Source organism: Microcystis sp. M109S1 (genome assembly GCF_020247025.1).
Lineage (GTDB): Bacteria > Cyanobacteriota > Cyanobacteriia > Cyanobacteriales > Microcystaceae > Microcystis.
The window spans coordinates 1-3846 of the sequence record NZ_JADBRW010000316.1 but is presented as its reverse complement, the minus strand read 5'-3'; the positions used below and the strand labels follow the sequence as shown (position 1 = coordinate 3846).

The 3846-nt window shown below is 41.5% G+C and carries 6 protein-coding genes; 3 read left to right on the top strand and 3 right to left on the bottom strand.

Features of this window, described 5'->3' with window-relative positions; all coding sequences use genetic code 11:
• The 3 genes from IM322_RS15865 to IM322_RS15855 form a co-directional block, all read right to left on the bottom strand.
• A partial coding sequence (locus tag IM322_RS15865; RefSeq protein ID WP_287713225.1) for a transposase family protein occupies positions 1-126 on the bottom strand: 126 nt, incomplete at its 3' end.
• Between the two features lie 270 nt (positions 127-396).
• Positions 397-693, bottom strand: coding sequence for a glutathione S-transferase (locus IM322_RS15860; RefSeq protein ID WP_286826972.1), 297 nt, complete (start codon positions 691-693; stop codon positions 397-399).
• Positions 694-1353, bottom strand: coding sequence for a glutathione S-transferase family protein (locus tag IM322_RS15855; protein ID WP_287675988.1), 660 nt, complete (start codon positions 1351-1353; stop codon positions 694-696). It lies immediately after the preceding gene.
• A 130-nt stretch (positions 1354-1483) separates the two neighbouring features.
• Here IM322_RS15855 and lepB point away from each other — a divergent pair, with 130 nt between their 5' ends.
• From lepB to IM322_RS15840, 3 genes are all read left to right on the top strand, one after another.
• Positions 1484-2581, top strand: coding sequence for a signal peptidase I (gene lepB, locus IM322_RS15850; RefSeq protein ID WP_287675987.1), 1098 nt, complete (start codon positions 1484-1486; stop codon positions 2579-2581).
• Positions 2582-2730: 149 nt separating this feature from the next.
• Positions 2731-3318: a hypothetical protein gene (locus IM322_RS15845; RefSeq protein WP_287675986.1), complete on the top strand. Its 588-nt coding sequence runs from the start codon at positions 2731-2733 to the stop codon at positions 3316-3318.
• Between the two features lie 6 nt (positions 3319-3324).
• Positions 3325-3693: a DUF1818 family protein gene (locus IM322_RS15840; RefSeq protein ID WP_287675985.1), complete on the top strand. Its 369-nt coding sequence runs from the start codon at positions 3325-3327 to the stop codon at positions 3691-3693.
• Positions 3694-3846 lie beyond the last annotated feature (153 nt).

Here is a 3846-nt window from a genome sequence, read left to right as displayed (position 1 = left end):
ATAACCTGAGTATCCTAGCATTGTTCCCAGTATTATTACTAATAATACTATCCATAAAGGGTGTCTTTTTCCTTTATCTTTCCGAAAGTCCTTGACTTGTTTCAGTTTTTCTATTAAGCTCAACATATATTTTAAAAGTTGGCGGTCACTTCTCATTTTACCTGACTGTGATCGCTTTTACTTTTGATATTCTGATGGGAGAATGAAACAGCCCTAGGGGGTTGGGGGGTAGAACCCCCCAAAGGCTTGGATTGAGTGGTAAAATCGGAAGTAATGACCAATTTTAAAAAATAGTTTCCCTTTAAAAATCCCAACTCAGTAGATTTACAAAAATGAGATGCACCCCTTTTGGGTTAGCAGATGCACTCTTGTCAAAGGAGATTGACTATTTTGATTTTAACGGTAGAAAGGTATCAATATCTGGAGGAATTTTTGTAATCTTCTCAGGGCAATTAATTGTCGAATCTTGGGATTAATTTGGGGGGGATAAATGCTGGTGGCTAATTGTTCTTCTAGTAAGGCATATTCTGCCGCAGTTAGGGGTTGATTATCAAGGGGCGATCGAGCCGAAGTGATAATTTCTGCTCGTAAAACTTCTTCGGGAATATCTTCAGGAGCGGGCAAAGCAAGGGCTTTTAGGGGCGATAAGAAACCGATCGAGATGAGGATGATAATTTTTGTCGTTCGCTTCATTTAATTTAAACCGGGGGGCAATTTTTCTCGACACTGTTGATGAATTTCCCCGATTCTAGCAAACAACCAGGGATATTTTTGACGATAACTGGGAACTAGAGCCAGAGGACTGAGTAGGGCAGTGGCGGCAATATCGGCTACACTTAATTTATCCGCCACCAAATAGGGCTGATTTTGCCAATATTCTAGAATCTTGATGGCATTTTCTAGTCGCTCCTCCGCTAGTTTTACCCTTGCTGGGGTGATTTTATATTGTTGTCGCACGATATTAATAATTATTTGACTACTCAGGGAAGGATCGATCGCTTTTCCCTCTCCGGCGCGATAATCATAATAGACAAATCTGGTCTCCACTCCAATACTTTCATCTAACCAATCCTCTAGTAACCAAGCTTGATTTTTCTCCTTTTCCCCATCGGGAATAAAAGAGGGGAAAGGAACTACTTTTTCTAAATATTTTAAAATGGCAGTAGAATCGGCAATAATCTCATCTGCTGCCATTAAAACGGGGACAGTGGTTAACCCTTTAGTTAGGGGCCTGAGTTTGAGAATATGTAGTCCGGGGGTGAGATTTTCTACTTGGTAATCAATCCCCTTATAACCTAGAGCTAAACGAGCTTTGCGACAGTAATGAGATGTGCTAAATTGAAGTAAAAGCATTAAGTGTTGTTGGTTGCTATAGTAGTTATCAGTTACCAGTTATCAGATGTGAGTTTTCAGTTAACTGATTACTGTTTACTGTTTACTGTTTACTGATCACTGTTGAATGAATTGGCAATAGGTCTATACTATGAGCAAACCCTCCCTTTTTTCGGCTGTTTCTCGTCCTTATGCGATTAATTCACAAGCAAAAGATCCCTGGTTAGCTGTCAATCTCTCGATGTTCTTCCCCGGTTTGGGACAATGGTATGCTAACAAAAACCAGAAAGCAACCCTTTTGGCAATCGCTCAAGTAATATTAATAATTGTGACAATTTGGTCAATTTTTAGCCACAATGGCCCTGTAAGCTGGGGATTAGGGGGAATAGTTGCTCTGGTTATCGTTTACATTAGCAATATTTTTGACGCTCACTGGACTGTTTATTATTCCAGACAGAATAACAGCTTAGAGAAAATTCCCCGGAAACAAAAAAACCCGTGGTTTGCCGTCTTCGCTAACCGGATTATACCGGGGTTAGGGCAATTGTACGCCGATAAGGTGATCTTAGGGATAATTTTTCTGACTATATCCCTGATTACCCTGAAAATGGATCATTTTTTTGCCTATATCCTCTTTCTTAACCCTTTAACTACAGCGATCGCTATTTATCATGTTTATCACACTTTCCCCGATCAATTCCATCCCCATCGTCACACCTATCGTTCCATTTTGGCGCTGATGGTGGCAGCAATTTTTACTTGGGGAATTATCTGTAATTATTTTCCCGATTGGTTACATCAAAGAATAGAATTTTTCGAGATTCCTAGCGAATCCATGCTGCCTACCCTCGCAGTAGGTGATCGCATTTTCGTCAGTCAATCCAGTAATTATCAAGCGAAAAGAGGCGATATAATTGTTTTTAGAACTCCCGAAAAAATTAAGCAACTAGAGCCTAATTCTGGAGATTTTTTTATCAAACGAGTCATCGCTATTGCTGGGGATACCATTGAAATCCGCAGGGGTAAAGTTTATCTCAACTGGCAAGTTATCGAGGAACCCTACACCGCCGAGTTGACCAATTATGAAATAGAATTTATGACTGTACCCCCAAAAACCCTGTTTGTTTTGGGAGATAATCGTAACCATAGTTTTGATTCCCATGCTTGGGGTTTTTTGCTGGAAAGTTATATCGTTGGTCAAGCCTATAAAGTTTACTGGCCTCTCGATCGTGTCCAGTCTTTGCTATGATGGGTATGACTGGGGTAACTTTGAGCCTAGGTGTTACAGTTAGATGAGTTTGGGTATTGTTAGATTTATAATATTCACAATCCCTTGAGTTGTTCCTGAAAAATTCCCACTGGCGCTAGATAATTAACTTAAACTTTTTCTTGATTAATATGCTCTTAAAATTCCCTCAAAAGCTAAAAATTCAGCGAATAATATTATTAGTATTTTGTCTAGGAATGGGGATAATTATCTGGTGGTTATCGTGGCAATCCACCGGGATGAGCCAAATTCAACGCCCCGAAACAGTTGCTCAACAAATTTATCAAGCAATGCCAGATTTACCGAAAGAAAACAACTATACCCGTCGAGATACAGGAGCGATCGATCCGAATAATACTTTAATAAGTCGCTTTCTTCGTTATCATCAAGATACAAAAAAAAGGTTTACTCTCATCCGTTTTGATTGGCAATTAACCCTAGGGGATTATCTAGGAGTGAACGAGAAAATCAACGAAGAAAACTATCCCGGACAAGCAACCCTTACCGTTAATCCCATGGCTGCCGATATCAAAGCGATTAAGACTGTTAATCGTCGTCAACGGCAGCAGTTAGTCACCCTTCTAGTCGAAATTTATAACCCCGCCATTCTCCCCCAAGAAACCCCCACTCCTAGTCCTTCTCCTAGTCCTTCTCCTAGTCCTTCTCCCCGTCGTCCATCTTTATCAAAACCGGGAGATGCCGACCTATTAAAATTCTAGAAAATTATGGAAAAAATTCTCAAATATGGTTCAGGTTGGCGACTCGGTTGGAATCCTAAGGCGGCCATTTATAAAGGATTAATTGGTGGCGATGATTGGGCGATCGAATTGACCGAGTCCGAGTGGCAAGATTTGCGTCGGTTACTATCACAATTGACCGCAACTATGGCGGCCATGGCCACAGAATTAATGGATGAAGAAAGAATTGCTTGTGAAGCGGAAAGTGAGCTTTTATGGGTAGAAGCGGACGGATTTCCCGATCATTATTCCCTGCGATTCATTCTCTATCAAGGTCGCGGTTGTGAGGGCAATTGGTCGGCCGCTGCCCTGCCAGAGTTGCTCGCCGCTTGGGACAATTTGCTTTACAATTTTTAAGCAAGCGGTGGGCTTGACATCCTCGCCGCCGTAAAACGGACGGCGATTCCTCACCACGCCACTTTTTTAGGGTGGTCGCTGAACGGGGTTGACGCTTCACAGGAAGGATACTGCTACCTTAGCGGTAGTCTTATGCCTTCCTCCACGTCCATT

Coding starts and splice junctions, on each gene's coding strand:
- IM322_RS15860 (WP_286826972.1), bottom strand. CDS start 693: ATGAAGCGAACGACAAAAATTATCATCCTCATCTCGATCGGTTTCTTA.
- IM322_RS15855 (WP_287675988.1), bottom strand. CDS start 1,353: ATGCTTTTACTTCAATTTAGCACATCTCATTACTGTCGCAAAGCTCGT.
- lepB (WP_287675987.1), top strand. CDS start 1,484: ATGAGCAAACCCTCCCTTTTTTCGGCTGTTTCTCGTCCTTATGCGATT.
- IM322_RS15845 (WP_287675986.1), top strand. CDS start 2,731: ATGCTCTTAAAATTCCCTCAAAAGCTAAAAATTCAGCGAATAATATTA.
- IM322_RS15840 (WP_287675985.1), top strand. CDS start 3,325: ATGGAAAAAATTCTCAAATATGGTTCAGGTTGGCGACTCGGTTGGAAT.